General features: G+C 68.1%; 24 protein-coding genes, 1 tRNA gene and 1 pseudogene. 13 read left to right on the plus strand and 13 right to left on the minus strand.

Features of this window, described 5'->3' with window-relative positions; translation table 11 throughout:
• Positions 1-91 precede the first annotated feature (91 nt).
• Positions 92-925 carry an HAD family phosphatase gene (locus NVV99_RS19900; RefSeq protein WP_041803954.1) on the plus strand — a complete coding sequence of 278 codons (834 nt, stop codon included), beginning with the start codon at positions 92-94 and terminating at the stop codon, positions 923-925.
• A gap of 448 nt (positions 926-1,373) precedes the next feature.
• Here NVV99_RS19900 and NVV99_RS19905 read toward each other — a convergent pair whose 3' ends face one another.
• Entirely contained in the window at positions 1,374-2,123 is a 750-nt protein-coding gene (locus NVV99_RS19905; RefSeq protein WP_024102817.1) for a hypothetical protein, read from the minus strand.
• 198 nt (positions 2,124-2,321) lie between these two features.
• Here NVV99_RS19905 and acs point away from each other — a divergent pair, with 198 nt between their 5' ends.
• Positions 2,322-4,253 (plus strand): acetate--CoA ligase, encoded by a 1,932-nt coding sequence (gene acs / locus NVV99_RS19910; RefSeq protein WP_024102816.1) that lies wholly within the window; start codon positions 2,322-2,324, stop codon positions 4,251-4,253.
• A 60-nt stretch (positions 4,254-4,313) separates the two neighbouring features.
• On the opposite strand, the gene NVV99_RS19915 is transcribed toward acs, so the two are convergent.
• Entirely contained in the window at positions 4,314-5,684 is a 1,371-nt protein-coding gene (locus NVV99_RS19915; protein ID WP_006552417.1) for an MFS transporter, read from the minus strand.
• Positions 5,685-5,884: 200 nt separating this feature from the next.
• Between NVV99_RS19915 and nhaA the strand changes: the two genes are divergently transcribed.
• The 3 genes from nhaA to NVV99_RS19930 are packed head-to-tail and all read left to right on the plus strand — an operon-like array spanning position 5,885 to position 8,578.
• A complete protein-coding gene (gene nhaA, locus NVV99_RS19920) occupies positions 5,885-7,111 on the plus strand; it encodes a Na+/H+ antiporter NhaA (protein ID WP_041803540.1) in 1,227 nt (408 codons plus the stop codon).
• On the plus strand, positions 7,111-7,626 hold the full coding sequence (locus NVV99_RS19925) for a phage holin family protein (protein ID WP_024102814.1): 516 nt from the start codon (positions 7,111-7,113) through the stop codon (positions 7,624-7,626). The genes nhaA and NVV99_RS19925 overlap by 1 nt, the downstream gene beginning before the upstream one ends.
• Positions 7,627-7,642: 16 nt before the next feature.
• A complete protein-coding gene (locus tag NVV99_RS19930) occupies positions 7,643-8,578 on the plus strand; it encodes an alpha/beta fold hydrolase (protein ID WP_024102813.1) in 936 nt (311 codons plus the stop codon).
• 27 nt (positions 8,579-8,605) lie between these two features.
• Here NVV99_RS19930 and NVV99_RS19935 read toward each other — a convergent pair whose 3' ends face one another.
• The 4 genes from NVV99_RS19935 to nth are packed head-to-tail and all read right to left on the minus strand — an operon-like array spanning position 8,606 to position 11,943.
• A complete protein-coding gene (locus NVV99_RS19935; RefSeq protein WP_006552421.1) occupies positions 8,606-9,793 on the minus strand; it encodes a MarP family serine protease in 1,188 nt (395 codons plus the stop codon).
• Positions 9,790-10,488 carry a CoA pyrophosphatase gene (locus NVV99_RS19940; protein ID WP_006552422.1) on the minus strand — a complete coding sequence of 233 codons (699 nt, stop codon included), beginning with the start codon at positions 10,486-10,488 and terminating at the stop codon, positions 9,790-9,792. Before NVV99_RS19940 ends, NVV99_RS19935 begins: the two co-directional genes overlap by 4 nt.
• A complete protein-coding gene (locus NVV99_RS19945) occupies positions 10,485-11,144 on the minus strand; it encodes a TlpA disulfide reductase family protein (RefSeq protein ID WP_024102812.1) in 660 nt (219 codons plus the stop codon). The genes NVV99_RS19940 and NVV99_RS19945 overlap by 4 nt, the downstream gene beginning before the upstream one ends.
• 4 nt (positions 11,145-11,148) lie before the next feature.
• A complete protein-coding gene (gene nth / locus NVV99_RS19950) occupies positions 11,149-11,943 on the minus strand; it encodes an endonuclease III (protein WP_006552424.1) in 795 nt (264 codons plus the stop codon).
• Positions 11,944-12,015: 72 nt separating this feature from the next.
• On the opposite strand from nth, the gene NVV99_RS19955 reads away from it, so the two are divergent.
• The gene (locus NVV99_RS19955; RefSeq protein WP_024102811.1) at positions 12,016-12,288 is read left to right on the plus strand and encodes a hypothetical protein; all 273 of its coding nucleotides are present in this window, start codon (positions 12,016-12,018) and stop codon (positions 12,286-12,288) included.
• 191 nt (positions 12,289-12,479) lie between these two features.
• On the plus strand, positions 12,480-13,154 hold the full coding sequence (locus NVV99_RS19960; protein ID WP_006552426.1) for a Crp/Fnr family transcriptional regulator: 675 nt from the start codon (positions 12,480-12,482) through the stop codon (positions 13,152-13,154).
• Positions 13,155-13,235: 81 nt separating this feature from the next.
• On the opposite strand, the gene NVV99_RS19965 is transcribed toward NVV99_RS19960, so the two are convergent.
• From NVV99_RS19965 to NVV99_RS19975, 3 genes are read right to left on the minus strand one after another with little or no spacing between them, the layout of a single operon-like run.
• Positions 13,236-14,024 carry an MBL fold metallo-hydrolase gene (locus tag NVV99_RS19965; RefSeq protein WP_019290225.1) on the minus strand — a complete coding sequence of 263 codons (789 nt, stop codon included), beginning with the start codon at positions 14,022-14,024 and terminating at the stop codon, positions 13,236-13,238.
• 58 nt (positions 14,025-14,082) lie between these two features.
• The gene (locus NVV99_RS19970) at positions 14,083-14,547 is read right to left on the minus strand and encodes a RidA family protein (protein ID WP_006552428.1); all 465 of its coding nucleotides are present in this window, start codon (positions 14,545-14,547) and stop codon (positions 14,083-14,085) included.
• Positions 14,548-14,550: 3 nt separating this feature from the next.
• Complete coding sequence (locus NVV99_RS19975) at positions 14,551-14,715, minus strand: DUF4177 domain-containing protein (RefSeq protein ID WP_006552429.1); 165 nt, start codon at positions 14,713-14,715, stop codon at positions 14,551-14,553.
• Between the two features lie 53 nt (positions 14,716-14,768).
• Here NVV99_RS19975 and NVV99_RS19980 point away from each other — a divergent pair, with 53 nt between their 5' ends.
• A complete protein-coding gene (locus NVV99_RS19980) occupies positions 14,769-15,782 on the plus strand; it encodes an ArsA-related P-loop ATPase (protein ID WP_037217256.1) in 1,014 nt (337 codons plus the stop codon).
• Positions 15,779-16,909 carry an ArsA family ATPase gene (locus tag NVV99_RS19985; protein ID WP_006552431.1) on the plus strand — a complete coding sequence of 377 codons (1,131 nt, stop codon included), beginning with the start codon at positions 15,779-15,781 and terminating at the stop codon, positions 16,907-16,909. Before NVV99_RS19980 ends, NVV99_RS19985 begins: the two co-directional genes overlap by 4 nt.
• Positions 16,910-16,958: 49 nt before the next feature.
• Here NVV99_RS19985 and NVV99_RS19990 read toward each other — a convergent pair whose 3' ends face one another.
• Positions 16,959-17,282, minus strand: coding sequence for a WhiB family transcriptional regulator (locus NVV99_RS19990; RefSeq protein ID WP_006552432.1), 324 nt, complete (start codon positions 17,280-17,282; stop codon positions 16,959-16,961).
• A 293-nt stretch (positions 17,283-17,575) separates the two neighbouring features.
• Here NVV99_RS19990 and NVV99_RS19995 point away from each other — a divergent pair, with 293 nt between their 5' ends.
• The gene (locus NVV99_RS19995) at positions 17,576-20,002 is read left to right on the plus strand and encodes a penicillin-binding protein (protein ID WP_041803539.1); all 2,427 of its coding nucleotides are present in this window, start codon (positions 17,576-17,578) and stop codon (positions 20,000-20,002) included.
• A 23-nt stretch (positions 20,003-20,025) separates the two neighbouring features.
• Here NVV99_RS19995 and NVV99_RS20000 read toward each other — a convergent pair whose 3' ends face one another.
• Positions 20,026-20,502, minus strand: coding sequence for a GatB/YqeY domain-containing protein (locus NVV99_RS20000; protein WP_006552434.1), 477 nt, complete (start codon positions 20,500-20,502; stop codon positions 20,026-20,028).
• 66 nt (positions 20,503-20,568) lie between these two features.
• Between NVV99_RS20000 and NVV99_RS27130 the strand changes: the two genes are divergently transcribed.
• The 3 genes and pseudogenes from NVV99_RS27130 to NVV99_RS20015 all read left to right on the plus strand — a co-directional run.
• Positions 20,569-21,522 (plus strand): metallophosphoesterase, encoded by a 954-nt coding sequence (locus NVV99_RS27130; RefSeq protein WP_024102809.1) that lies wholly within the window; start codon positions 20,569-20,571, stop codon positions 21,520-21,522.
• A gap of 54 nt (positions 21,523-21,576) precedes the next feature.
• Positions 21,577-21,650: transfer RNA gene (locus tag NVV99_RS20010), tRNA-Pro, on the plus strand.
• Positions 21,651-21,876: 226 nt separating this feature from the next.
• Positions 21,877-22,347: pseudogene (locus tag NVV99_RS20015) on the plus strand (YdcF family protein); the annotation flags it as partial.
• Between the two features lie 164 nt (positions 22,348-22,511).
• Here NVV99_RS20015 and NVV99_RS20020 read toward each other — a convergent pair.
• Together NVV99_RS20020 and NVV99_RS20025 are read right to left on the minus strand one after the other, a co-directional pair.
• On the minus strand, positions 22,512-24,260 hold the full coding sequence (locus tag NVV99_RS20020) for a cholesterol oxidase substrate-binding domain-containing protein (RefSeq protein WP_024102808.1): 1,749 nt from the start codon (positions 24,258-24,260) through the stop codon (positions 22,512-22,514).
• A gap of 76 nt (positions 24,261-24,336) precedes the next feature.
• Complete coding sequence (locus NVV99_RS20025) at positions 24,337-25,170, minus strand: metal-dependent hydrolase (RefSeq protein ID WP_024102807.1); 834 nt, start codon at positions 25,168-25,170, stop codon at positions 24,337-24,339.
• Positions 25,171-25,307: the final 137 nt, after the last annotated feature.

Here is a 25,307-nt window from a genome sequence, read left to right on the forward strand (position 1 = left end):
TTCGCGATAGTACACCGCTAGGCGTGACTGCTTGCAACTTCAAACACCGGCGCGGCGCGCCCCTATTGTGGTGATCGTGACCGATACGTCCGTGAATCCGTCCCGACCGGCCCCGTCGACGGGGGGCTCACCGGACTCGGCTCGCATCGCAGCGTTCTTCGATCTCGACAAGACCGTCATCGCCAAGTCGAGCGTGCTGGCGTTCACCCGGCCGTTCTTCGAGGAGGGTCTCCTCAGCCGCCGGGCCGTGCTGCAGAGCACCTACGCCCAGCTCCTCTACCTGTTGTCGGCGGCCGATCAGGCCCGGGTGGACCGGATGCGAGAACACATCGCGCACATGTGCAATGGATGGGATGTCGAGCAGGTCGGATCGATCGTCGAGAAGACCCTGCAGGACGTCGTGACACCGCTCGTCTACGCGGAGGCGAAGGATCTGATCGCCGATCACCGGGCCCGCGGTCACGACGTGATCATCGTGTCCGCATCCGGCCAGGAAGTGGTGACTCCGATCGCCCGGACACTCGGTGCCTCCCACAGCACGGGGAGCCGGATGCGGATCGTCGACGGCCGCTACGCCGGCGAGCTCGAGTTCTACTGCTTCGGGGAGGCGAAGGCGGTCGCGATCCGCGAGCTCGCCGAGCAGTACGGTTACGATCTCTCCCGCAGCTACGCGTACTCCGATTCGGCCACCGACCTGCCGATGTTGCTGGAGGTCGGCAATCCGCGCGCGGTCAACCCCGACCGCCCGCTGCGCCGGGAAGCAAACGAAAACGGTTGGCCTGTTCTCACTTTCGCCCGGCCCGTACCGCTCGGACGTCGTGCCCGTCCGTCGCCGCGCGCCCTGGCGACGCTCGCCGCGACCCTCGGAGCGACCGCACTGATACTGGGTGCCACCCGCCGACTGGCCAAGCGCCGGATGCGTTGACACTCAGGGTCACTCGCCGCGGAATCGAGAACAAACATTGCCGTCGGGGGCTTGCCGACATCTCGCGGACGGGGTAGAAAGGAGTTACGGAAGGACGGAAGGCCAAGACCGAATCGGAAGAGAAGATTCGATCTCCCGACTGTTCTTCCCAGCACGGACACCGAGTACCCACGCGAAGCCGATGCCACTATAAGGGCACGAGTGTTGTGGGCCTGCGAGTTCCGGATTTTCGAAGACGAGTACCCCGCACCCGTTGCGAGGACGAATCGACGATACCCGGATCATCGCCGAGGCCGTTGAATCACAACCCATTTCAGCACGCATGGTAACTCGGACCGCCCGTGCTAGCGGGTGGCGGAATCGATCTCGATCGATATGCCACCCGCTTTCGCGTGCAGGGGGTTTCGCGTACAGGCCGCGATTCGGCCGGCGAAGCCCCGCCCGGCACTCAGCCGGCGAACGCCTCGGCGATCGAGCCGGCCTCACGAGCCCCGGCCTCGAGCGACCCACAGCAGAAGAACACCCAGCCGCCGACGCCCTCCACGGTTCCCGCCCCGAATCCGGCGACCCCGTCGCGGTAGGCCTGCAACCGGCGCATCCAGTGGACCTCCGGTACGCCCAGATTGCGCGTATCGAGTCCGGACGCGACGCACACGAGCCGGGACGCGGCCCGCGCCACGATGCCGTCGGCGACACCGAAGGGCTTCAGGACGGACAGTTCACCGTGCACGACCGCAGCGAGAACGGGCGCCGGGGCGTTCGTCCCCCCGGTGACGAGTTGCGCGAGCCCGTCGAGACGCTCGGCGACCCCCGGCTCCGTCCGCGGACGACCCAGCTCCTCGGCGTCCTCCACGAGATCCGCGGCAGCGAGAAGGTGCAGGCGGGCGAGTGCCTGAAGCGGGGCACGTCGCCACGTCGCGACCATGTTGTCGAGCGCGTCGCCGTCGAGCGACTGCGCGACCCGCAGCGCTCCGGCCAGGATCGGATCGCCGCTCTCCCCCGGCTGCGGAAGTTCCGTCGACCCGCCGTCGATCGACGCCGAGGCGCGGGCGGCCCGCACCGATGCCTCCGCGGCGGTGTTCGCCCAACCACGCCGATTGGTTCGATGACGATGCACCTCCGCGAGCGCGTCGCGGGCACGGTCGGCGGCGTCGCGTACGCCCGGAAGGTCGACGAGAGGCTGAAGAGGGTCGGTCACGCCGACGACGGTACCGGCGCGCACGCGGTGGACGGACGAGAGGTTCACCGGTCGTGCCCGAATGCCGTTCGTCGCGCGAATTCGACCGATGAGCGAAAGTGACGGGGTTGCATATCGATGCAACGGTGCGGCGCCGGTCACAGATGATTACGCTCACAAGAGCCCGAATGGAACCATCCCGGAAAGAGGCCCTGCACCATGACGAGCGCAGCCCAGGAGCACGAATCGAAGGCGTACCCGCCGAGCCCGGAGTTCACCGCCACGGCCAACGCCGGTCCGGAACTGCAGGCCGCGGCCGACGCCGATCGGCTCGGATTCTGGGACGAACAGGCGAAACGACTCGACTGGGCGGAGCCCTGGACGGAAGTGCTCGACTGGTCGAACGCACCGCTGGCGAAGTGGTTCGTCGGCGGCAAGCTCAACGTCGCCTACAACTGCGTCGACCGGCACGTCGAGGCCGGTAACGGCGATCGGGTCGCCATCCACTTCGAGGGCGAGCCCGGCGACAGCCGGTCGCTGACCTACAACGACCTCCTCGCCGAGGTCTCCCGCGCCGCAAACACCTTCACCGAGCTCGGTCTGGTCGCCGGCGATCGCGTCGCGATCTACATGCCGATGATCCCCGAGGCCATCGTCACCATGCTCGCGTGCGCGCGCCTCGGTCTGACCCATTCGGTGGTCTTCGGCGGCTTCTCGTCGTCGGCATTGCGCTCGCGCATCGACGACGCGCAGGCCAAGCTGCTCGTCACGGTCGATGGTCAGTGGCGTCGTGGCCAGGCCGCGCCGCTCAAGGCAGCCGCCGACGAGGCCGTCGCCGATGCGAAGTCGATCGAGCATGTGCTGGTCGTCGCGCGCACCGGCATCGACGTGGAGTGGACCGAAGGGCGAGACCTGTGGTGGCACGAGACCGTCGAGAAGGCCTCCCCCGAGCACGAAGCGCAGCCGTTCGACTCCGAGCACCCGCTGTTCATCCTGTACACCTCGGGCACCACGGGTAAGCCCAAGGGCATCATCCACAGCTCGGGTGGCTACCTGACCCAGGCGTCGTACACCCACCACTACGTCTTCGACCACAAGCCGGGCAAGGACGTCTACTGGTGCACCGCCGACATCGGCTGGGTCACCGGCCACAGCTACATCGTCTACGGCCCGCTGAGCAACGGTGTCACCCAGGTCGTCTACGAGGGCACCCCCAATTCGCCGAACGAGCACCGGCACTTCGAGATCATCGAAAAGTACGGGGTGTCGATCTACTACACCGCCCCGACGCTGATCCGCACGTTCATGAAGTGGGGTCGCGAGATTCCCGACGCCCACGACCTGTCGTCGATCCGTCTGCTCGGCAGCGTCGGCGAGCCGATCAACCCGGAGGCGTGGCGCTGGTACCGCGAGGTCATCGGCGCGGATTCGGCCCCGATCGTCGACACCTGGTGGCAGACCGAGACCGGCGCGATCATGATCTCGCCGCTGCCCGGCATCACGGCCACCAAGCCCGGCTCGGCGATGGCGCCGCTGCCCGGCATCTCCGCGAAGATCGTCGACGACGAGGCCACCCCGCTCGGCGCGGGCGGTAACGGCTACCTGGTGCTCGATCAGCCGTGGCCGGCGATGCTGCGCGGCATCTGGGGCGACGAGCAGCGTTACCGCGAGACCTACTGGTCGCGCTACGCCGAGCAGGGCTGGTACTTCGCCGGCGACGGTGCGCGTTACGACGACGACGGAGCGCTGTGGGTGCTCGGCCGCGTCGACGATGTCATGAACGTCTCCGGTCACCGCATCTCCACCTCGGAGGTCGAGTCGGCGCTCGTGTCGCACCCGTCTATCGCCGAGGCCGCGGTCGTCGGCGCGGCGGACGAGACCACCGGTCAGGGCATCGTCGCGTTCGTGATCCTGCGCGAGCACGTCGAGAACACCGGCGACACGCTCATCAAGGAACTGCGCGATCACGTGGCGGTGGAAATCTCCCCGATCGCCAAGCCCCGTCAGATCACCGTTGTGCCGGAACTGCCGAAGACCCGGTCGGGCAAGATCATGCGCCGCCTGCTGCGCGACGTCGCCGAGGGCCGCGAGCTCGGCGACACCTCGACGCTCGTCGATCCGGCCGTCTTCGACGCGATCCGCGGCAAGTAGCCGAACGACGAAGGCCCCTTCCGGATCGGATCCGGAAGGGGCCTTTCGCGGTCGGTACGACTACACCTCGTCGAGCGACCGGTCGCGGGTCTCCTTGACGACGAGCAGCGCGACGAAGGTCGTCGCCGCGGCGATCAGCAGGTAGATGCCCACCCAGCCGACGCCGTAGCTCGTGGCCAGCCACGTCGCGATGAAGGGGGCCACCGCGGCACCGAGGATGCTCGACACGTTGTACGAGATTCCGGAACCCGTGTAGCGGACGTTGGTCGGGAACAGCTCGGGCAGGATCGCGCTCTGCGGTCCGAAGGTCAGACCCATGAGCAGCATGCCGACGATGAGGAAGAACAGCATGCGTCCGGAGCTCATGCCGTCGCTCGACAGCAGGAACTGGAAGCACAGGCCGAACACCATGATCGCGCCTGTGACGACCAGCAGGGTCGAGCGGCGACCGTAGCGGTCGGCGAGCCACCCGGCGACGGGAACCGCCGCGGCGAAGAACAGCACCGCGACCAGCTGCAGCACGAGGAAGTCCGCGTACTGGAAACCGGCACCGTGGCCACCTTCCTCGGGGGTCTTGCCCGTTCCGAAGCTCAAAACCCAGGTGGTCATGATGTAGAAGAGCGTGTACGTCGCGAGCATGACGAAGGTGCCGATGATCAGCTCACGCCAGCTGTTCTTGAACACCTCGGCGAGAGGCGTCTTGACCTTCTTGCCCTCGGCGACGGCCTTGGCGAAGACCGGCGTCTCTTCGAGCTTGAGCCGCACGTACAGCCCGATGATCACCATGATCGCGCTGAGCAGGAACGGAATGCGCCAGCCCCATTCGAGGAAGGCGCTCGACAGGTCGGGATCGCCGTTGTCGTGGCCGAGCGCCAGCGTGATGATCAGGAACAGGCCGTTGGCGCCGATGAAGCCGATGGGTGCGCCGAGCTGCGGCCACATCGCCGCCCAGGCGCGCTTGCCGGGTTCGGCCGTCTCGGTGGCGAGCAGCGCCGCACCCGACCACTCCCCACCGAGACCCAGGCCCTGGCAGAAGCGCATGAGCGCCAGCAACGCCGGTGCGATGAGCCCGGCCTGGTGATAGGTCGGCAGCAGGCCGATGAGGAAGGTCGCGATGCCCATCGTCAGGAGCGAGCCGACGAGCGTGACCTTGCGGCCGATGCGGTCGCCGAAGTGCCCGAAGACGACGGATCCGACCGGGCGGGCGACGAAAGCGATACCGAAGGTCGCGAGGGAGGCGAGCAGCGCGGTCGTGCTGTTGCCCTGCGGGAAGAACAGGTGCGGGAAGACCGAGACGGCGGCTGTCGCATAGATGTAGAAGTCGTAGAACTCGATGGACGTGCCGACCATGCTGGCGACGACGATGCGCCGGCGCGGAACGCCTGCGACGAGCGAGGAACCCCCGTCCTCGACTCCGACCGATGTGCTCACTGAACCATCCCCACTACTCCACTCACATTCTGAGACCAGATCCCACTTACTAGGAAAGTGAACACCCGAGTTTCCGCCCACCGCAAATCGGACACCCCTACGGACGCCCTCCGTCCGGCGTTAGACTCTTCCCCGGTGTGCCGGGAAGTCTGGTCGGCGACGGTTCGCCCGTGCCCGTATCCGCCCAGCGAAAGACGCCCGTGTCCGACACCTCCTCACCCACCTGGACCGCACCTCTGGGTCGCTTCCTCCGCACCGAGACGGTCGGCGGTTCACTGCTGCTCATCGCCGCAGCGATAGCGCTGATCTGGGTCAACTCCCCCTTCGGCGACTCCTATCTCGCTCTGCGGGACTTCGAGATCGGCCCGGAGTTCCTGCACCTGCACCTCTCGGTCGGCGACTGGGCCAAGGACGGCCTGCTCGCCGTCTTCTTCTTCGTCGCGGGCCTCGAACTCAAGCGCGAACTCGTCACAGGCGAACTCGCCGATCGCAGGAAGGCGATCCTGCCCGTGATCGCCGCATGCGGCGGCGTGATCCTTCCTGCCGTCATCGCAGCCGTCGTGGGCTGGGGTGCGCCGGGAATGGACCGGGGTTGGGCGATCCCCGTCGCGACCGACATCGCCTTCGCTCTCGGCGTGCTCGCCCTCACCGGTTCGCGCATCCCCACCAGCGCCCGGGTGTTCCTGTTGAGCCTGGCGGTCGTCGACGACCTCATCGGCATCGCGCTCATCGCGATCCTGTTCACCTCGGGACTCGCCGTCGCGTGGCTGCTCGCCACAGTGGCCGCAGCGGCGGCGTACTGGTTCGCGCAGCAGAAGCGCATCACCACGCCGTGGTTGTATGTGCCGCTCGCACTGTTCACCTGGTACGCCATGCACAACGCAGGCATCCACGCGACCGTCGCCGGGGTCCTCCTCGGCCTGCTCACCCGTGTCCGCACCGATCCCGGGGAGGACTACGCACCCGCCGAGCGGCTGGTCCACCACATCCAACCGTGGTCCGCCGGTCTGTGCGTCCCGCTGTTCGCCCTGTTCGCATCCGGTGTACCCATCGGTGCGGAGATGCTCGGCCAGGTGTTCACCGATCCTGTCGGCCAGTCCGTCGTCCTCGGACTGCTCCTCGGCAAGACCGTCGGGATCTTCGGCGCCACCTGGATCTCGATCCGGCTCGGTCTCGCCACCCGCCCGACCGGGCTGATGTGGGGAGACGTGCTCGCGCTCGCCGTGATCGGCGGCATCGGGTTCACGGTGAGCCTGCTCATCGCCGAACTTTCGCTCGGCGACATCCACGGTGGCGAGCCCGCCGAGATCGCCAAGGCCGCCGTGCTGGTGACATCATTGATCGCCTCTGTCCTCGGGTCGGCGCTACTGTTACGGCGTGGGCGCGCCCACCGCCAACGGAACGAACCAACCGAAGGGGTCGAGTAGTGAGCGTGACGAACGCGAATCGTCCGGAGAACGGAGTCCCGTCGAGCATTTCGGGCATCCCGTTGACGAAGGTGGACGCTCCGACACCCCGCGATGCCAGTGTGGGCGAACTGGTACGCGACGCCGCGACACAGCTGTCCACACTGTTCCGCGCCGAAGTCCAGCTCGCCAAGGCCGAGGTGACCGGTGAGGTCAAGAAGGGCGTGCAGGGCAGCCTGTTCTTCATCCTCGCGCTCGCCGTGCTGACCTTCAGTTCGTTCTTCTTCTTCTTCTTTCTCGCCGAACTCCTCGATGTCTGGGTGGCGCGCTGGCTCGCCTTCCTCATCGTCTTCCTGATCATGCTGGTGGTGACGGGCCTGCTGGCCCTGATCGGCTATATGCGGGTCCGGAAGCTGCGCGCACCGAACAAGACCATCGAGTCGCTCAAGCAGACCGCGTCGATCCTCCCGAGCAGCCAGGACGGACACGATGCGGACGGCCCGCGCCACGCCGCACCCCGCCGCGTCACCCGCTGACGAACCGGAACAGCCAGTGCCCGTCCCCGACCCGTCCACGGTCCGGTATCCCGGACCGTGGACGCATCGAGACATCCACGCCAACGGCATCCGCTTCCATGCCGTCGAAGCCGGTCCGCACGACCCGGACACACCTCTCGTGGTGTTCGTGCACGGCTTCGCCGACCTGTGGTGGTCGTGGCGTCACCAGCTCACCGCCTTCGCCGATCTCGGCTACCGGGCGGTCGCGGTGGACCTGCGTGGTTACGGCGACACGGACAAGCCGCCCCGCGGATACGACGGCTGGACGCTCTCGAACGACATCGCGGGACTGATCCGCGCGCTCGGGCACACCGAGGCGGTCCTCGTGGGCCATGCCGACGGGGGCCTCGTGTGCTGGGCGACCGCGGTGATCCATCCGCATGTCGTGCGGGCCATCGCGGTCGTCGACTCCCCGCACCCCATCTCGCTGCGCGACGCGACCCTGCGCGACCGCGCGCAACGCAAGGCTCTGGTGCCGACCTTCCTCGCCTACCAGCTGCCGTGGCGTCCCGAACGGAAGCTGGTTCGCGACAACGGCCTGGAGATCGAACGGCTGATGCGTGTGCGGTGCGGCCCGGACTGGCGACGCACCGACGAGTTCGCCGATGTCGTCGACCGGCTGCGCACCGCGATCCGCATCCCGGGCACGGCGCACCTGACCCTCGAATACCAGCGCTGGGCGTTCCGCAGCCAGTGGCGTCCCGACGGTCGCCGCTTCATGAAGGCCATGGACGTCGAGCTCACCTTGCCGATCCTGCAGCTGCACGGCGCGCTGGATCCCTACGTGCTCGCCGCGACCCTCCGACGCTGCGTGCGGCACGCCCCCGGACGGATCCTGAAATTCGTCGACGGGGCCGGCCACTACGCCCATCAGGAGAAGCCCGAAGCGGTGACGGCACTGCTCGCCGACTTCGTCCGCGGACTCGACTGATCTGCCCGTCCGCCGGACGGGCAGACGTCAGACGATGCAGGCGCCGGTCGCAACCGGCTGATTCACCCCGGCCATCTCCAGCTGCCGGCTCACCTCTGCACCGGTGAGAACGAAACCGGTGTCGGTGTTGTCGACCGCCGCGCCGAAGACCATGCCGAGGACATCGCCGGACGGATCGACCAGCGGACCCCCCGAGTTGCCCTGCCGGATCGTGCCGCGCACCGTGTACACCTCGCGTTCGACGGTGCCGCCGCGGTAGATGTCCGGGCCCTGCAGGTCGAGCGTCTCGCGGATCCGCGCCGCGCTCGCTGTGTACGGACCGCCGCCCGGGTAGCCGAGCACGATCGCGTCGTCACCCGACTCCGCCGGCTCCGGGGCGAAATCCAGCGGCTGCGCGGTCAGTCCCGGCACCGCGAGGATCGCGACGTCCACCTCCGGATCGAACAGCACGACGGTCGCTTCGAGCGGGCCGCCGTCCGTATCGACGGTCACCGCTGCGGTTCCGGCCACGACGTGCGCGTTCGTCATCACCCGTTCAGGGGCCACGACGAAACCGGATCCTTCCAGTGCCTTCTGGCAGCTGGGTGCGACACCGTTGATGCGCAGCACGCTCGTCTGCAGCCGGGCCGGGACCGATCCTTCGAGGAGACCGCCGTCGGGTGCCTCCACCTCGGCGATCGGGGTACGCCCGAACGGCCCGATCACCTCGGGCAGACCCGAAGTGTCGAGCAACGCCGAGAACTCGTTGGGGATCGCACGCATCCAGTCGGGGGCGACGTCGTCGACGGTCCCGAGCACCTGGGATCCCCGCACGGCTGCGGAGACGGCGGGCTGGGTCGTGGCGGTCAGCGGGATGGCGAGCAGCCACGCGGCGACGAGCACCGCGACCGATTGCAGACCGGCACCGACGACGCTGTCGACCGCCCGCGCACCCGGACTGTGGATGCCGCTGCGCGCGGCACGTCCGAGCACCATGCCGGCCACCTCGCCGATCACCACCAGCACCACGATCAGAGCGATGCCGGCGAGGATGCGCATGCGCGCATCGTCGATGTGCACGAGCACGTGCGGGGCGATGAGGATGCCCGCGACCGCACCGAGCAGCACACCCAGGAAGGCCAGCGCCGAGGCGACGGCACCCTGCCGGAGCCCGGAGGACGCGGCGATCAGGACGATCACCACGATGATCAGATCGATCCAGCCCGATCCGGTCATGATTCGACCACCCCCGTCTCCAGTTCGGCGAGTACGACGTCGAGATCACGGACGTCGTGGTGATCCCACTCGATCTCCCACCCCGATACCGCGAACAGACCCGCGAGCACACCCGCGGTGAAACCCCAGACCAGCATCCCGTCCACCTGGAAGGCCGGGCCCTGATAGCCCAGACGGTGCCGGACCTGGAAACGGTTGTCGGGGTCGAGCAACTCGTGCAGCGACACCCGGACCACGCGGGTCGCCTCCTTCGGATCGACCACTCCGACCGGGCTCGGGGTCTCCCAGTAGGCGACCACGGGAGTCACGTCGAAGCCGGAAGGCGGGATGAACAGTTCGGGGAGCACGGCGAGCGGCCGGATCCCGGACGGATCCAGGCCGGTCTCCTCCTCCGCTTCACGAAGTGCGGTGTGGATGGCGCCGTAGTCCTCGGGATCGGCGGCGCCTCCGGGAAAGGCCACCTGCCCGCTGTGCTGCCGCAGCGTCGCGGCGCGCTGGGTGAGCAGGACGTCGGCGTCGGCGGGAAGTCCGCCGCGGGCCATCGGATCGGCCTCCGGCGACCCGCCGAACAACACCAGCACCGAGGCCTGCCGCACCCGCGCGTCGCGCGGGGCGCGACGGTTCAGGATCGGGTTGAGACCGTGCGGGTCGGTCGGCGACACCGAGGCGACACGCCGGAGCCATTCGGGGATCATGCGGCCACCCCCAGATGCTCCTCGACGACCGAGGCGACCTCGTCGGCCGACCGGAACGGGATGGGGAGCACGGCGGCGACCGACCCGTCGGCGCGGAGCAGCACCGTCACGGGAAGGACGGCGGGCGCGCCGACCGCGGCCTGTACGCGACCCGAGCCGTCCTGCACACCCGGCAGGTGCACGTCGTAGTCGGCGAGCCGGCCGAGGGCGTTCGACTCGTTCGGGTCGGTGTGGACGGTGACGACGGTGACCTCCTCGCCCACCCGGGCGGCGTAGTCCTGGAGGACCGGCAGTTCCTCGGCGCAGGGAGCGCACCACCAGGCCCACAGGTTCACCACGGCGGGCCTTCCGGCGAGGGCGGCCGCGAGGTCGACGGAGGATCCGTCGCTCACGCACTCGAAGACCAGACCGGCGAGCGGACCGGCGGGAGCGGGCGTGGACCCGCCCGGCTGCGGGCACGGATCGAGTGCGGCGGTCTCCCGCAGCGGAGCGAGGGCCTGCGCGCCGTCCTGGGGCCGGCGGTCCACGGGTGCGGCCGGTCCCGGGCCGGTGGCCGGCGGAGGGTCGCTGCGGTCGCGCGGCCAGATGGCGACGATCAATGCGATGACGACGACGAGAGCTGCCAGGCTCCAGCGGCCTGCTGTGGAAGGACGCACTCCGTCACCGCCCGGCCAGCTCGAGCAGGTGCTCGGTCTCCGGTCCCTTCACCAGCGTGGCCGCGGTCTGCGGATCGGTGGGCCCGGTCCCGTAGGAGGGGCAGTCCTTCGCGAGGACACACACCCCGCATGCCGGCTTGCGTGCGTGGCACACGCGCCGACCGTGGAAGATCACGCGATGGGACAGCAGCGTCCATTCCTTGCGCTCGATGAGCACACCCACCGCGTGCTCGATCTTGACCGGGTCGGTCTCGTCGGTCCATTCCCAGCGACGCACGAGCCGCTGGAAGTGGGTGTCGACCGTGATACCCGGCACATCGAAGGCGTTACCGAGGATGACGTTGGCGGTCTTGCGGCCGATGCCGGGCAGCGCGACGAGATCCTTCAGCCGGGCCGGAACCTCGCCGTCGTGCCGCTCGAGCAGGGCCTGGCCGAGACCGATGAGCGAGTTGGCCTTGTTGCGGTAGAAGCCGGTCGAGCGGATGTACTCCTCGAGCTCGGCGCGGTCCGCCTCCGCGTACGCGCGGGCGTCGGGATACCGGGCGAACAGAGCGGGGGTCACCTGGTTGACCCGCACATCCGTGCACTGCGCCGACAGGATCGTGGCGACGGCGAGCTCGAGCGGATTCGTGAAGTCCAGTTCGCAGTAGACGTGCGGAAAAGCCTCGGCGAGGCGCCGGTTCATCCGTCGCGCGCGACGGACGAGGGCCAGTCGCGACTCCGGTCCGCGAGCCTTTCCGTTCACTCGGCGCGGGGCCGTCTCGGGGCTCTCGGACTGGGAGGCATGCACCTGATCCACTCTACGTAAACACTCTCCCCAGGATCCGGCCCCGTGTCTCTTCCGAGACCTTGCGGGTGTTTACTTCCGGGTATGCAAGCTCTTGCTGTCGTCCTCTTCCCGGTGCTGCTCATGTTGTTCGCACTGTCCATGGAACGTGTCGAAGCGCGCTTGAACCGGTTGTCCGTCCGTGAGCAGGAAGTGGAAGAGTTCCTCGACAAAGCGGACCAGGCCGATGTCGCGGCACTCGCTCGTGAAGGTTTCCCCGGGGCTTTGGCCCGCTTCCAGCGTCGCCGCCGCCGCGGACCGAGCACCGACGGAGCGGACGATTCGGACGGTCATCTGCGCGCGCGCCGCGCCAGCTGAACGACTACTTGCCGGTAGCCTCGAGGTACCGATGATCGGGTTCGTCGATCGTTTCCGTGGTATCGGTCACTCACTCGTGCAGCGCGCACGATAGACTGGGCGCTCGTACGCCTGACAGGTGACCTGCCCAGGAAGTCCGTCGACGTGCAGACCCGGCAGTAGATGACGAATCATTCCCAAAAGGAGCGCACGTGGACGAGGTCCTGGCCAGAGCAGGCATCTTCCAAGGAGTCGAGCCCTCGGCGGTTGCGGCGCTGATCAAAGAGCTTCAGCCTGTAGATTTCCCGCGCGGCCATGTCATCTTCAACGAGGGTGAGCCCGGCGACCGGCTGTACATCATCGTTTCCGGCAAGGTGAAGCTCGGACGTCGTTCGCCCGACGGTCGCGAGAACCTCCTGACGATCATGGGCCCGTCCGACATGTTCGGCGAGCTGTCGATCTTCGACCCGGGTCCGCGCACCTCCACCGCCACCACCGTCACCGAGGTGCGAGCCGTGAGCATGGACCGCGATGCGCTCAAGGCGTGGATCGACCAGCGCCCCGAGATCGCCGAGCAGCTCCTCCGCGTGCTGGCCCGTCGTCTGCGTCGCACCAACAACAGCCTCGCCGACCTGATCTTCACCGACGTCCCCGGTCGTGTCGCCAAGGCACTGCTCCAGCTCGCCCAGCGTTTCGGCACCCAGGAGGCCGGCGCCCTGCGTGTCACGCACGACCTGACGCAGGAAGAGATCGCGCAGCTCGTCGGCGCGTCCCGCGAGACCGTGAACAAGGCCCTCGCCGACTTCGCGCACCGCGGCTGGCTGCGTCTCGAGGGCAAGAGCGTGCTGATCTCCGACTCGGAGCGTCTGGCGCGTCGCGCTCGCTGACCCACGGACATACGAAAGGCCGGGACGCTCGCCGCGTCCCGGCCTTTCGTATGTGCGTATCCCAGCCGTAGCTGCTTCGACTCAACCGTGGCTGCGCAGGTACTCCAACTGCACGTTGACGGACTTCTCCGCCGCACCCCACAACGAGGGGTCGACGTCGGCGTAGACGTGCTCGACGACCTGCCGTGCGGTGGCTTCGGCGCCGAGGGTGCGCAGCGCACCGCGCACCTGCTCGAGCCGACCCTCCCGGTGCGCGAGGTACTCCCGCGCGATCGTCTCGAGGTCGGGCAGCTCGGGGCCGTGCCCGGGCAGCACCGTGTAGCCACCGCCGAGACCGATGAGCGACCTCAACGACCGCAGGTAGTCGCCGAGGTCGCCGTCGGAGTCGTCGAGCACGGTCGTGCCGCGGCCGAGGATGGTGTCGGCAGTGAGCACACTGCGGTCCTGCTCGATCACGAACGACAGCGAATCGGCGGTGTGCCCCGGGGTCGCGACGACCCGGATGCGCAGACCCGCCGCCTCGACGACGTCACCGCCGGACAGTTGCTGCCCACCGCCGTGGCGGTGTTCCGGCAGCACTGCGTGCACCGGGCATTCCGCGAGTTGCGAGAAACGCTCGGCACCCTCGGTGTGGTCGAAGTGGCGGTGACTGATGAGGGTCGCCGCCACCGGCACCTGCGCGATCCGCTCGAGATGGCCTTCGTCGAGGGGACCCGGATCGACCACGACGCACTCGTCGCTGCCGGGGGCCCGGAGGATCCAGGTGTTCGTTCCCTCGAGGGACATGATCGAGGGGTTCTCGGCCAGGATCACCGCGGCGTTCTCGGTGACCTGGCGCAGCTGCGCGTAGGCGGGGTGGACCAGCGCCATCACATGTGCCTCTCGTGTCGGATCCGTCGGGAGCCGCCTCCGATCGGGGAGGGTGGCGTCAGCGTACTTCCACCATCAGCTCGACCTCGACGGGAGCGCCGAGGGGCAGTTCGGCGACGCCGACGGCCGAGCGGGCGTGCGCGCCGACCTCACCGAAGATCTCCCCGAGCAGTTCCGACGCGCCGTTGATGACGCCGGGCTGTCCGGTGAAGCCCTCGGCGGACGCCACGAAGCCGACGACCTTCACGACGCTCGCGATGTTGTCGAGTCCGACGAGACCGTCGACTGCGGCGAGCGCGTTGAGCGCGGCGGTGCGGGCCGCGGTCTTCGCCTCCTCCGCTGACACCTCGGCACCCACCTTGCCGGTGTGCGTCAGCTTCCCGTCGGCCAGCGGCAGCTGACCGGAGGTATAGACGACGTCGCCATTGCGGACGGCGGGTACGTAGGCCGCCACCGGGGCGGCGACCGGCGGCAGGGTGATGCCGAGTTCGGTCAGGCGTTCGCTCCAGGTGTTGTGCGACACCGATCAGCCCTTCGGACGCTTGAGGTAGGCGACGTGCTGCTCACCGGTGGGGCCGGGCAGGACGGTGACGAGCTCCCAGCCGTCGGCACCCCACTGGTCGAGGATCTGCTTGGTCGCGTGCGTGAGCAGCGGCACGGTTGCGTATTCCCATGTGGTGGTTTCACTCATATCCTGACCTTATCCGGCACCGTTCACCGTCCACGACTTATAGGCTCGTGATCGTGGCATCTCCGACATCACATTCCGGCGAATGGCCGGCAGGCGCCGCCCAGGCGCGACTGCACTTCGTGTCCGGCAAGGGTGGCACCGGGAAGTCCACCGTGGCCGCGGCGCTCGCACTGGCGCTCGCCGCCGGAGGCCGCAAGGTCCTGCTCGTCGAGACCGAGGGACGTCAGGGCATCGCGCAGCTGTTCGACGTGCCGCCGCTCCCGCCGGTCGAGACGAAAATCGCGACCGCGCCGGGTGGCGGTGAGGTGTCGGCTCTCGCGATCGACATCGAGGCGGCCTTCCTCGAGTACCTCGACATGTTCTACAACCTCGGATTCGCAGGTCGCGCGATGCGACGGATGGGAGCGATCGAGTTCGTGACCACGCTCGCGCCGGGTCTGCGCGACGTCATCCTCACCGGCAAGATCAAGGAGACCGTGGTACGGACAGACGCGTCGGGCGCACCCGTCTACGACGCGGTCGTCGTCGACTCCCCGCCCACCGGCCGCATCGGCAGCTTCCTCGACGTCACCAAGGCCATGGCCGATCTCGCGAAGTCCGGTCCGATTCGGTCGCAGAGCGAGGGTGTGGTCCGGCTGCTGCACTCCGACCAGACCGTCGTCCATCTGGTGACCCTACTCGAGGCTCTGCCCGTGCAGGAGACGGCCGACGCGGTGGAGGAACTCGAGGCCGCCGATCTCCGGATGGGGACGGTCATCGTCAACCGCACCGCTCCCGAGCACCTGCCCGAGGAACTCGTCGACGACGTCGCCGCCGGCCGCATCGCCGGGCCCGCGATCCGGACGACGCTGGAGAAGGTGTCCATCAAGCTCTCCGACGACGATTTCGCCGGCCTGCTGACCGAGACCATCGAGCACGCCGCGGTACTCCAGGCGCAACAGGTGAGCGCCGCTCAACTCGACGAAGTGAAGGTGGCACGCATGTCCCTACCGGCCCTCGCCGACGGTGTCGATCTCGGTGGCCTCTACGAACTCGCCGACGTCCTCGCCGAGCAGGGTGTCCGATGAACGCACCGATCCGGAAGGTCCTCGACGTCGCCCGCATCCTGGACGACCGCTCGTCCCGGGTGATCGTGTGCTGCGGGTCGGGAGGTGTCGGCAAGACGACCACCGCCGCGGCGCTCGCGTTGCGCGCGGCCGAGCGGGGCCGTAGCGTCGTGGTGCTCACGATCGACCCGGCGCGGCGACTGGCACAGGCCCTCGGGGTCGCCTCGCTCGACAATTCACCGCAGAAGGTGGAGCTCGGGCCGGAGGCGAAGGGCGAGCTGCACGCGATGATGCTCAACATGCGTCGCACCTTCGACGACATGGTGCTCGAGCACTCGACGCCGGAGAAGGCCCAGCAGATCCTCGACAACCCCTTCTATCAGACCGTGGCGTCGTCTTTCTCCGGCACGCAGGAGTACATGGCGATGGAGAAGCTCGGTCAGCTCGCGCAGAGCGACGAGTGGGATCTCATCATTGTCGACACCCCGCCGTCCCGGAACGCGCTCGACTTCCTCGACGCTCCCCAGCGGCTCGGGGCCTTCCTCGACGGGCGGATGATCCGGATCTTCACGGCACCCGGGCGTGGCTTCGGCCGCCTGGTGACCGGCGCGATGGGGCTCGCGCTCAAGGCGGTCTCGACGATCGTCGGGAGCCAGATGCTGTCGGATGCGTCGGCCTTCGTGCAGTCGCTGGACTCGATGTTCGGGGGCTTCCGCGAGCGCGCCAACCGCACCTACCGGTTGCTGCAGCAGCCGGGAACCCACTTCATGGTGGTCGCGGCACCCGAACCCGATGCCCTGCGCGAGGCGTCGTTCTTCGTCGAACGACTGTCGGGCGATCGCATGCCGCTGTCGGGCCTGGTGCTCAACCGCACCCATCCGACACTGTCGGCGTTGCCGTCCGATCACGCCCTCGCCGCGGCGGACCAGCTCGCCGAGGAGGAGGGCGTGGACGCGAAGGCCGCTGAGGCCGTTCTCCGCATCCACGCGCACCGGGCCGTGATCGCCAAGCGGGAGCTGCGGTTGCTACGCAACTTCACCGCGGCGAACCCTGCCGTCCCCGTGGTCGGGGTGCCCTCGCTGCCCTTCGAGGTCTCGGATCTCGAGGCGCTGCGGGCGGTGGGCGAGCAATTGACCCGCGAGGCGTGATGTCTCGCGGGTCATGATCTCGGCGGTTCGTGTACCGGTGAGGTGGTGACTAGACCGCGCTCTGGTGCTGTCGCTGCGCCTGGAAGAAATCAGCCCAGGACTCGACCTCGGGATGCTGCTTGAGGAGAGCACGACGCTGCCGCTCCGTCATGCCTCCCCACACGCCGAACTCGACACGGTTGTCGAGGGCGTCCGCCCCGCACTCAAGCATCACCGGGCAGTGCCGGCAGATCACCGCAGCCTTGCGCTGCGCTGCGCCACGCACGAACAGTTCATCTGGATCGACTTCGCGGCAGCGAGCCTTGGAGACCCAAGCGATACGCGCTTCGGCCTGGTCGACGTCGAGTCGGGTCGTCGGGGTGGTCATGTGCATTCAGTTGCCCCTTTACTTTCCGAACGCCGGTTCGCGGTGTTCGAGGTCTGCGCCGTCCGTGTGCCGCAACGGCGCAAAACCTGCCCGTCAAGGTGTTATCTGCGTCACACTGATGTCTCAATCTAGGTAAACTGATGCCCACGCGCAAGGCGAACGAAACCTTTTCTGGTACGCACGTACAAAGTCCCACGTCGGAGGCGTTTTCACCTCGCCCGTCGTGCCACGCCCGCTCCCTGGAAACGGCCGGCCGGTCCCTCGCCACGTAGTGTGTAGGCGTGTCGATCCGAAGAACGGTGGCGAAGCTCGCTGGTTGCACGGCCCTCGGCGGCGTTCTCGTAGCAGGGATGCTCTTCCCGGCCGCGGGTGGTTTCGGGTACGTCTCGAACCGAGCCGCGGACACCGTCGACAACAGTTCCGCAGAGCTCGTCGAAGGTGTCGTCCCAGCCGTGACGACCATGGTCGACAAGGCGGGCGAGCCGATCGCGTGGCTCTACGACCAGCGTCGCTTCGAGGTGCCCAGCGACCAGATCTCCAACGAGATGAAACTGGCGATCGTCTCGATCGAGGACAAGCGGTTCCCCGAGCACCAGGGCGTCGACTGGCAGGGCACCATCCGCGCGTTCCTCACCAACACCACGAGCGGTCAGGTCGAGCAGGGCGCCTCCACGATCGACCAGCAGTACGTCAAGAACTACCTGCTCCACGTGATCGCGAAGACCGACGCCGAACGCCGCGCGGCGATCGAGACGACGCCGGCCCGCAAGATCCGTGAGATCCGCATGGCGCTGACCCTCGACGATCAGCTCACCAAGGACGAGATCCTCACCCGCTATCTGAACCTCGTCCCCTTCGGCAACGGTTCGTTCGGTATCCAGGACGCCGCCCAGACCTACTTCGGCATCGACGCCAAGGACCTGAACATCCCGCAGGCCGCGATGCTCGCGGGCATGGTGCAGTCCAGCTCGGCGCTGAACCCGTACACCAATCCCGACGGCGTGCTCGCCCGTCGCAACATCGTGCTCGACACGATGATCGACAACATCCCGGAGCGCGCCGACGAGATCCGCGCCGCGAAGGAACTGCCGCTCGGCGTGCTGCCCGAGCCCAACACGCTCCCCCGCGGCTGCATCGCTGCCGACGACCGCGGTTACTTCTGCGAGTACGCGCTGCAGTATCTCGAGAACTCGGGCCTGTCGCGCGAGCAGATCGACCGGGGCGGATATCTCATCCGCACGACCCTCGACCCCGAGGTCCAGAACTCCGTCAAAGAGTCGCTCGACCGGTTCACCAGCCCCACCGTCGACGACGTGGCCTCGGTGATGAACGTGATCGAGCCGGGCCAGGATTCGCACAAGGTCCTCGCCATGGGGTCGAGCCGCAAGTTCGGTCTCGACGCCGAGGCCAAGGAGACGGTCCAGCCGCAGCCCTACTCGCTGGCCGGTCACGGCGCCGGGTCGATCTTCAAGATCTTCACCGTCGCCGCCGCCATGGAACAGGGTCTCGGCACCTCTGCCGTGCTCGACGTCCCGTCCCGCTACAACGCCCGCGGTCTGGGCGACGGCGGTGCCCGCGGCTGCCCGGCCAACTACTACTGCGTCGAGAACGCCGCGCCGTATCCGTCGCGACTGTCGGTGACCGACGCGCTGGCACAGTCACCGAACACGGCGTTCGTCAAGCTCATCGAGGCGACCGGCGTCGACGCGGTTGTCGACATGTCGGTGCGCCTGGGTCTGCGGTCGTACCTGCAACCCCGCACCTCCGGCTTCGGCGACCAGTCGATGGCCGAGATGCAGAAGAACCAGCACCTCGGCTCGTACACGCTCGGCCCGACGTGGATCAACGCGCTCGAGCTGTCGAACGTCGCGGCAACCCTCGCCTCGCACGGCAAGTGGTGCCCGCCCAGCCCGATCGAGGAAGTGTTCGACCGCGAGGGCAAGCCCGTGCCGATCACGCAGCAGGCGTGCGAGCAGGCGGTCGAGCCCGGTCTCGCCGACACCCTCGCGACGGCGATGAGCAAGGACACCTCCGCCGGCGGTACCGCTTCGGGCGCCGCGGGGTCGGTGGGCTGGAACCTGCCGGTCGCGGCGAAGACCGGTACGACGGAGTCGCACATGTCGTCGGCCTTCCTCGGCTTCACCAACCGGTTCGCCGGCGTGGTCTACACCTACGGCGACTCCCCCACTCCCGGCCAGATCTGCTCGGGTCCGGTCCGCCCCTGCTACGACGGCAACCTCTTCGGCGGTACCGAACCGGCGCGGACATGGTTCTCAGCGATGCTGCCGGTGGCGAACAAGTTCGGCTCCATCGAACTGCCCGCCCCCGATCCCCGGTACGTCCGCGGCGCGGGCAACGCCCAGGTTCCGGACGTGACGGGCCTGTCGAAGGACCGCGCGGTGCAGCGACTGCAGGACGCCGGATTCTCGGTCTCGGAGGCCACGATCGCCGGTGAGGAACGCGCCGGAACGGTGACGGGTACGTCCCCGAGCGGCTCGGCCGTCCCGGGATCGACGGTCACGCTGTTCATCAGCGACGGATCGGTCCGCGTCGCTCCCACCACGAGCGCCACCCCGGCCCGCCCGCGCGACCGCGAGGTGCCCGACACGACCCGCCGGTCGACGCCCGCGCCCATCCCGGGACGGGAGCTCGAGCAGAGCGAGTCGAGTCCGCCGGCGGAGGAGGAGTCCACTCCCACGACGACACCGAGCCGCCCCGACAACTGAGCCGCAGGGCTTCCACGGTCGGTTTACAGGCGTGAACGCACGGCTGCGGACAGGCGCTTGCCGTCGGCCTTGCCTGCCGCGATCTCGGTGGCGGCCTTCATCACCTGGCCCATGTTCTTCGGACCCGGCCGCGTGCCGAGTTCCTCCGCAACGCGCGCGAGGGCGGTGTCGACGACGTCGACGAGTTCGGCATCGGTGAGCGGGGTGGGCAGGTACTCGTCGATGATCCGTGCCTCGGCGTGCTCCTTGGCCGCGAGCTCTCCGCGTCCGTTCTCGGTGTAGACCTCGGCGGCCTCGCCGCGCTTCTTCGATTCCTTCGCGAGGACCTGGAGCACCTCGTCGTCGGACAGCTCACGCGCCTCCTTGCCGGACACCGCCTCGTTCCGGATCGCCGCGAGCAGCATCCTGAGGGTCTCGGTCCGCAGCTTGTCCTTGTCCTTCATCGCTGCGGTCAGGTCGGTCCGCAGCCTGGATTCGAGGGAGGATGTGGTGTCGCTCATGCCGGAAACGCTACGCGGGGCAGGCGAACCACGTGCGAGGACCACGCACGGCGGTACGCTGGAGAAGTGCCTGACCTGTCTGCAATTCGCCGCGTAACCCTCGGTGCTGCCGGCGCCGCCGCTCTCGGCCTCGGTTACGCCACGCTGATCGAACGGAACGCGTTCACCCTTCGCGAGGTCACGGTGCCGGTGCTCGCGCCCGGCGCGTCGACACTGCGGGTCCTGCACATCAGCGACCTGCACATGACTCCCAATCAGAAGCTGAAACAGAACTGGTTGCGCGAACTCGATGGCCTCGAGCCCGATCTCGTCGTGAACACGGGCGACAACCTGTCGCACCCGAAGGCCGTTCCGGCCGTCGTCCAGGCCCTCGGCGGACTCCTCGCCCGCCCGGGTCTGTTCGTCTTCGGGAGCAACGACTACTTCGCTCCCGTGCTGAAGAATCCGCTGGCCTACTTCGACAAGGACCACGACCGCGTCTACGGGCCTCCGCTCCCGTGGGGCGACCTGCGTGCGGCGTTCACCGAACGTGGCTGGCAGGACATGACGCACGTGCGCCGCGACATCGAGATCGGCGGCGTGCGCATCGCCGTCGGCGGTGTCGACGACCCGCATCTCGACCGCGACCGGTACGAGACGATCGCAGGTGCGGCCGATCCCTCGGCCGATCTGCGACTGGGCATGACTCACTCCCCCGAGCCGCGGGTGCTCGATCGCTTCGCCGAGGACGGCTACGACCTCGTTCTCGCGGGCCACACCCACGGCGGCCAGCTGTGCCTGCCGTTCTACGGCGCGCTGGTGACCAACTGCGGGATCGACCGGTCGCGGGTGAAGGGCGCGTCGCGCTGGGGTGCCCACATGCGACTGCACGTCTCCGCGGGTATCGGCACGTCGCCGTTCGCTCCCGCCCGGTTCTTCTGCCGTCCGGAGGCCACCCTGCTGGCCCTCGTTCCGGCCTCGCGCGACACCGCGCAGCAGGCCAGCGGTGATTCGGCAGAGCGCGCCGGGTTACGTCGCTGACCAGCCGATTTAATCTTCTGCGGACTCGTGTTGTAAGCTGACCGAGGTTCAATACGGGGTGTGGCGCAGCTTGGTAGCGCGCTTCGTTCGGGACGAAGAGGTCGTGGGTTCGAATCCCGCCACCCCGACTCGTGGAAGAACTCGTCAGGGCACTTTCTCCTCACGGAGAAGGTGCCCTGACCGCGTTCCGGGGCACCTTGTTCACCTCTCCGGAAAAGGACGTCCCCTCCCGTCACAAAAGATTCTTCAAGTCGGTTTTTAGGGATTAAAACAGACTTGAATACCCTAAACTGAAAGGCGGCACCGCACTCGCGAGACGCCTCGGCTCTGGTCGGGCGGGAACGGACTCGGCGGATGACGCGACGACACAGGGCCTCCCGGCAGGACGCACCGGAGAACTCCGGAGGTTCCACACTCACCAGACCACGCCCCCGGCGACGACGGTGGCTCGCCGTCCTCGTGCTCGTCGCGTGCGCGATCATCGCCGCGGGCCTTCCCGTCTACGTGGCCCCGCAGATCGAGATCGAGAACCTCAGCCCGTATCGCCGGGCGGACGCGATCTTCGTTCTCGGCGGTGCGATCTACGAGCGCTATCCCTACGCGCTCGAACTCGCACTCGAAGGCTTCGCACCCGAGGTCGTGGTGTCGAATCCCAACGGCGCGAAGGACGTCTGGCTGACGGACCTGTGCGACCACCCGCGCTACGAATTCCCCGTCACGTGCTTCGAACCGGACCCGCCGACCACGCGCGGTGAGGCCATGGAACTGCGTCGTCTCGCGGAGCAGCGCGGCTGGAACAGCGTCATCGTCGTGACGTTCGTGCCGCACGTCTCCCGCGCGCGCTTCATCCTCGACCGATGCTTCGACGGCGAACTCATCATGGCCGCCAGCCCGGCCGACATCGCCCTGTCGTACTGGGCATGGGCGTACGCCTATAGACCGCCGGCTACATGCGGGCCTTCTCGCACACGGGGTGCTGAAGCGGAACGTCAGGGCAGCAACCGGTCGAGGAACCGGTTGCTGAACACCCGGTGCGGGTCGTACTGCTCGAAAGCCGCGAGCGCGGCGTCCCAACCCTGCCCGGACGGTAGGCCGGTGCGGTACATGGCCGGCACCGTCTCACCGAGGAAACCGGGGTCGCGGTAGCCGCCCTCGTCGTCGAACGCCCAACCCTTCGACCACTCGGACCGGAAGGTCGCGTAATCGCCCGAGTAGTGGGCGGCCATCCACTGCTCCATCTCGCGGAAGAAGGCCGGCATCCCGGCCGTTCCGGGGATGGAGACGACGTTCATCCAGATCGCGGTGTCCCAGTCGGGCCGGTCGGGGCGGGGACGCACCGGCGACAGGTCGGGCACACCGGCGGCGTCGACGAGCACCTCGTCGGCGTCGTCGACCTTGCACAGACGTACCTCGAACGGCATGTTCACGGGGTACTGCCCGAGCGAGGCGTAGTGCGTCATCCGCTCGTGCAGCCACGTCGTGAACTCGTTGATGACGCGGGCGATGTTGTCGCGTCTCGTCACGACGACACCGCCACCGGCAACCACGCGCAGGGTCGCGGCGCGCAGGTAGAACAGCAGGTCCTTGGACCAGCCCCACAGATCTTTCGTGCCGGTCGCTGCGAGTCCCGCTGCCACCGCACCGAACTGCGACGCACCGAAGGTCGGTGTGACGCCCTGGGCGCCACGCACGACCTGTCCCAGCAGGTCGGTGAGTTCCTCGGGCAGACTGTCCGAGAAGTAGTAGTTGTACGGATCCTGCACCTCGCGGGAGGCGGCGGGCTTCTCCGGGGAGACCGACCAGATCTTGAGCCAGGGTGTCTCGGTGAAGGGGAACCAGATCGCCTCGACCCGCCCGTGCTCCTCGACGTAGCGCTCGAAAGTGCGCCCCGGCGAGCCGGGCGGGGCGAACAGTTCGCGCCACGGGATGTCGGTGAAGCTCTGGCAGCGCACCCGGTAGTTCGCTCCGGCCTGCAGCGTCACCGAAGTGACGAAGGTGCGTCCGAGGTGGGCGAGCAGGGGTCTGATCTCCGGTTCGGCGCGGCGGAACTCGCGGAGTTCGTAGGCAGCGGCCGACGGGTTCCACACCACGGCGGTCAGAGCCAGGACGAGATTGGACAGGGAGCCGAACGACTGGCCGGGGATCACCGTCTCCCCCGCCGCCGGGTAGGTGGCTCCGTGGGCACCGATCGACAGTGCCCCCGCGATGGAGATGTCGCCGATGGCGGGCGAGTTGGCCCAGCCCAGTCCGTTCGCTTCGAGCGTGGTGAGGATGGATTCGATGCTCGCGCCCCCTCCGGCCGTCACGCGCGGAGGTGCGGCGTCCGCGTCGACGACGACCTGGTTCAGCTGCGACATGGTGTCGACCAGCACGACGTTCTCGATGTCCTGCCCGGCCTCGAGGGTGAGCGGACTCCAGCTGTGCATCGATCCGCGGGGACGGATGCGGAAGCCGTGGGCGTGCGCCCAGTTCGCGAGGCGGACGACGTCGTCGGCGGTGCGCGCGGTCGCGGTCCACACCGCGTCGAACCGGATGGTCTTCGCCCAGTTGACGAACTGTTGCTGCGAGAGCGGGATGTCGGCCGGGAAGTCCGGCGGCGCCGGGATCGTGGCTGCCGGGTCGCCGAGCGGTACCGCACCCGCGAGCGTCCATCCCGTGCCTGCAAGGACGGCTGCTCCGGCGGCTGCTCCGAGAAGACCGCGACGGCTGAGGGTGGGACCAGAGGCTCGAGCGCTCACGAGGGCGGGTTCCGTTCTGTTCTGCGGGCGCGGACTCCGCGAAAATAGAACAAGTTCTCTCTATTCTCCAGTACCGCTACCGGTGTGCGGCGCCCTCGCTCCAGAACGACAGACCCGACGCCTCCAACGTGCCGAGGATGTGTTCGGGAGCGCCGTCGACCGACCAGACCGCCATCGCGACCGCCGCCACGGTGAGGGCCGGACCGAGGATGCCGAGCTCGAACGGGCCACCCGCACGGATGGACAACGCCGACGGCAGCTTGATCTCCCACCAGCGCGACCCGCGCCAGGGCACGAACGGAGCGAGGAAGGGGATTCCCTCCTTGGTGATGGCGTCGCCGAGACAGTGCGTCGCGCATCCGAGGGCCACCGCGACCCCCAGGCCCGTCGACGCAACCTCCTGCGGGAACCACGTCCACGACAGGATCGACAGCACTGCCGCGCTCAGGGTGACGACCACCCACCCGCGCTTCTTCGCCCACGACCCGAACAACCCGCGCAGTGCGAGACCGAGAGTGACGAACAGGACCCCGATGATCGCTTCCCTGCCGAAGCTCGCGACGAGTGCCGAGACTCCGGCTCCGAGCAGTGCCGCGAACAGCGCGGTGTGCGTCATGGTGCGGTGCCCGCCGCGCCGCTTCCGGTCGCGGCTGCCCTTGGTGAGCGAGTAGTAGCCGAGCGAGACCGCGTCGATGCCCCTGGCGAAGGTCTGGCTCACGGGCCCGAACGACCTCGCGACCGTCGACTGTGCCGTGTCGAGATCCGGAAGCAGGGCCGCCCCCGAACACACCGCCGCGAAGGCGAAGGTCTCCGCGGTGGACGCGGGTGCACCCCAGTCGGTAGGAAGCAGATCTGCGACGACGAGCCCCACCAGCGCCCCGGATACTGCATGGGTAGGACCCATCACCATGTCGGACAACACCTTTCGACGAACGAGCGCGAACCCGACCCGGCGTGACGACGCCGGCCCCGGATCTCCAACCTAACAACCACAGCCGACACACCTGTCACACGCGTGTTCGAACAGCCGATATGCTCGGCAGACGC

Source organism: Rhodococcus sp. PAE-6, from assembly GCF_025290685.1.
GTDB classification, from domain to species: domain Bacteria; phylum Actinomycetota; class Actinomycetes; order Mycobacteriales; family Mycobacteriaceae; genus Rhodococcus; species Rhodococcus pyridinivorans.